The sequence below is a fragment of the Lipingzhangella rawalii genome (assembly GCF_031628175.1).
Taxonomy (GTDB): domain Bacteria; phylum Actinomycetota; class Actinomycetes; order Streptosporangiales; family Streptosporangiaceae; genus Lipingzhangella_A; species Lipingzhangella_A rawalii.
The window spans coordinates 1-4,326 of sequence record NZ_JAVLVT010000025.1; the positions used below are offsets into that span (position 1 = coordinate 1).

2 protein-coding genes are annotated in these 4,326 nt (G+C 69.0%); both read right to left on the minus strand.

Features of this window, described 5'->3' with window-relative positions; translation table 11 throughout:
• The coding region (locus RIF23_RS20900; protein ID WP_407659525.1) for a polyketide synthase docking domain-containing protein at positions 1 to 112 on the minus strand (112 nt) is incomplete at its 3' end.
• Positions 90 to 4,326 (minus strand): SDR family NAD(P)-dependent oxidoreductase (locus RIF23_RS20525; RefSeq protein ID WP_310914282.1); only part of this gene is annotated, 4,237 nt, incomplete at its 5' end. The genes RIF23_RS20525 and RIF23_RS20900, both read right to left, overlap by 23 nt.

Genomic DNA, 4,326 nt, shown 5'->3' on the forward strand with positions numbered 1-4,326 from the left:
ACAGGCGCTGGTTCTCCGCCCGCAGCTGTTCGGTTTCCTTGACCGCGGCACGAAGCGCGGCGACAAGCTGTTCCGTGTCGGCGTTCATGTCACTCTCCCCGGTTCGATGCATCGGTTGACTGGGTGCCGTTCAGTGCAAGCGACACCAGATCCGCAGCGTCCATGGCGTCAATATCGGCAGCGGTGGACGTATGCGGTTGTGGGGTGGGCCCGGCCGGTGTGCCCGTTCCTGGATTCCCTGCGTGCTGATCCCGGGTTTTCGGTGGCGCGTCGTCTCCGAGTAGCTGGCTGAGTATCAGCTCGCGGACCGCTGCCGGTGTGGGGTGGTCGAAGGTCAGGGTTGCGGGAAGGCGCAGCCCCAGCGCCGCCCCGAGGCGATTGCGCAACTCCACCGCGGTGAGGGAGTCGAAGCCCATGTCGCGGAAGGGGCGGTCGAGGCGGATGCTGCCGGGGCTGGCGTGCCCCAACACCTGTGCGGTGTGGTTGCGTACCAGATCCGTGACGAACCGGTGCTGCTCCCCTGGCGACATCGCCACCAGTCGCTCCCGGCGGGAGGCAGGGGTGCCGTCGCCCTGCGGTGTTTCCGCAGACACCGGTGTCTGCGGGGACACCGCGGATTCTTCGTGGCGTGGGCGCAGCTTCGCCAGCGGCCCCTGTCCTCCCGGCGCCAGCTGTGCTGCCACAACAAATGGATAGCTGGACCACAGTCCCTGGTCGAACAGTTCCAGCGCTTCCGGTGTGGACAACGCAACCACACCGTCGCGCCGGAGCCGTTCGTGGTCACGCTGGTTCAGGTGCCCGGTCATACCGCTCTCCTCGGCCCACACGCCCCAGGCCAGGCTCGTAGCAGCGGTCCCCCGAGCACGCAGGTCCTGAGCGAAGGCGTCCAGGAACGCGTTCGCCGCGGCGTAGGCGGCCTGACCGGGGCCTCCGAGCGTTGCCTGCACCGAAGAGAACATCACGAAGGCGGACACATCGTGTTCCTGGGTGAGTCGATGGAGGTGCAGCGCCGGGGCGATCTTGGCCCGCAGGACCGTGTCCAGCTGCTGGGCTGTCAGGGTTGCCACGGTGGCGTCCTCGAGGAGGCCCGCGGCGTGCACGATCCCGGTGAGGGGATGCTCCTCGGGCACCAGCTCGATCACCTGTGCCACCTGGCTGGCCACGCTGAGATCGGCCGCCGCGATCGTGACCGTCGCTCCTAGCTCCGTGAGCTCGTGGTGCAGCTGCGTGGCCCCCGGTGCCTCCGTACCCCGCCGGCTGACCAGCAGGACATTCGCGACTCCGTGTCGCTGCACCAGATGCCGCGCGATCCGGGCCCCCAAGGCTCCGGTACCTCCGGTTACCAGAACCGTTCCTCGCGGATCCAGGGGACGGGGAACCGTCAACGCCAACTTTCCGATGTGTTCGGATTCGCGGAGTGTGCGCAGTGACTCTTCGGCCCGGCGCACATCCTGCACCGACACCGGCGGCGGCTGGACGACTCCGTCCTCGTATAGCCGCACCAGCTCGCCCAGCAGCCGGTGCACGTCGGCAGCGGGCGTGTGCAGCAGGTTGAACGGTAGGTAGCGCACATCGGGGTAGCGCGCCCCAACCTCGTCCACGTCCCGGATGTCGCTGCGCCCCAGCTCGACGAACCGTCCGCCGGGCCGCAGCAGCTCCAGGCCCGCATCGATGGCCTCACCGGTCACCGAGTTAAGCACTACGTCCAGCACGGCCTCACCGCGCTCCCCACGGAAGCACCGCGCGAAGTCGGTATCGCGCGAAGAGGAAATCCGGCTCTGTGGAATACCGAGTTGGCGCAGCATGGGCCACTTGCGCGGGTGGGCGGTGGCGAACACCTCGGCGCCGAGATGATGGGCGATCTGGATCGCGGCCAAGCCCACCCCGCCCGCAGCAGCGTGAACCAGCACCCGCTCACCGGGCTGTACCCGGGCTACCTCGACCAGACACGCATACGCTGTCAGAAACACCACGGGCAGAGCCGCGGCAGTGCTGAACCCACATCCCGTGGGGATGGGGGCCACCCGGTGGTGGTCCGCAACCGCGACCGTGCCAACAGCGCCCTCGGCCAGACCGAACACCGCGTCCCCCGGGCGCAGGTCGGCCACACCCGGGCCGGTTTCCACCACGATTCCCGCCACCTCGGCCCCCAGCGGAGCCGGTTCGGGATACTCGCCGAGGGCGATGAGGACATCGCGGAAGTTCACTCCGGCTGCCCGCACCTCCAGCCGCACCTGCCCCGCCTCCAGCGGCCGCTGCTCGACCGTGGCCAGGGACAGCCGTTCCAACGTTCCCGGTTCGGCGATCTCCAGGCGCCAGGCCTCGGCGCCCTCGGGCGGGGTCAGGGGTGGTGGAGTCACCGACGTGGTCAGCTGTGGCAGGTACACCCCACCGTCGCGCACCATGACCTGCGACGCGCCGGTCGCCAGCGCGGCTGCCACCAGATCGGTTGTGGGTTCGGCGTCCTGGGGATCCAGGTCCACCAGCACGAAGCGCCCGGGATACTCGGTTTGGGCCGAGCGCAGCAAACCCACGGCTGCGGAGTCCTCCAGCCCGCACACTCGTGCGGTGGTGGTCCCGGCCAGGGCTCCGCGCGTGAGCACCACCAGCGTGCTGTTCTCCAAAGCCGGCTCGGAAAGCCACGCCTGCACCAGCTCCAGCAGCTGGTGTGTGCGCGCCAGGGCCTGGTGTTCCATGCCACGGTGGGGGCCGTCGTGCTGCTGCACGCTTCCCAGGGCGGTCACCGTGGCCACGGGGCCGCGGTCCGCACCTGCGCAGTACCGGGCGACGGCGGAAACATCCGCACACCACATCTCGGTCTGGATGCTTGGGGGAAGCCCCTCCCCCAGAGCCACCCACGCGTGCGGAACATGGCCGTGTGCTGCCGTCCGGATGTGAGGTGCGGGCACCCACTGGAGGTAGTGCAGATCGGGCTCGCCCGAGGTGGGCAGCCATTCGGCTGTGGCCGGGCGCAGCGTCAGCTCCGCCACATCCAGCACCGATGTGCCGGCTTGGTCGACTGCGGACACGCCGACCACGAGCCCGTCCTGCTGGCCGCGGGCCACCCGCTGTATGCGCACCCACAGACGACGATCCACGGTTCCGTGCAACCGCACTCCCTGCCAGCTGAACGGCAGGAGTGCAGGCTCGGATTCGGCGCCGATTTCCACCGGACTGTCGCTGCTGGATCGGGACATGAGCAGGGCGTGTAGCGCCGCGTCCACCACGATCGGATGGGCGGCAAACCCCCCGGGCGTGGGGTCCGCACCCAGGTCCACCTCTGCATACACCTCGGTGTCGCTGTGCCACGCGGCGTTCAACGCCCGAAACACCGGGCCGTATCCGTGTCCCCGCTGCTCCAGACGGTCGTATCCGGCACGAACGTCCACCGCACGACTGTGAGCTGGAGGCCATGCAGCACCGGCCGCTCCGACACAGTTCTCGACCGTGGCGCTTCCATCCTCGTGTGAGGTGTCGCCGCCGGGGGCGAGTGTCCCGGTGGCGTGCAGGGTCCAGGTCTGGCTTCCGTTGGCACGCGTGTGCACGGTCAGGCCGCGATGCCCCTGGGAATCGACGGATGTCACCACCACCCGCAGCATCAGGGCCTTGTCCGTGTCGACGCCCGGTAGCACCAGCGGAGTGACCAGCGTGAGCTCCGCGAGGTGGCGATATCCGACCTGCCGTCCCGCATGGAGCGCCATGTCGAGCAGCGCTGTACCGGGGACCACCGGAGATGCACCAAGGGTGTGCTCCAGCAACCATCCCTGCCGTGCCGGCGACAGTGACCCGGTCAGCACCGTGGCGCCGTCAGGAAGATCCACCGAGGCACCCAACACGGGGTGCGCGGCCGACTCCAGGCCCAGGCTTTGAGGATCGTGCACGGTCGAGGAACCGTCGAGCCAGTATCGAGTCTGCTCGAAGGGATAGCGGGGCAGCTCGTCCGCGACCTCGGCGCGCAGTTGCGCATCGGCTACAGCGTGCGGTGTCAGTGTGCGGAACACGGCCTCCCAGTCCACCTCGGCCCCGTGGACGTAGGCGTCGCTGAGCGCGGTGAGCATCTGGACGGAATCACCCCGGTCGCGCCGGAGGGTGCCACTGACTCGGTGCGTGTCCGTGCCGATTGTGTCCTGCACGGCCGTGGTGAGTACGGGGTGTGGGCTGACCTCGAGGAACTGGCGGTATCCGGCCGCGCTGAGCGCCTGGACCGCTTCGGCGAGCCGCACGGGATGGCGTAGGTTGCGGTACCAGTACTCACCGTCGAGCGCGTCCTGCACCCTCGCCCCGGTCAGTGAGGAGTAGAACGGGATTTGGGGTTCCTGTGTCGCG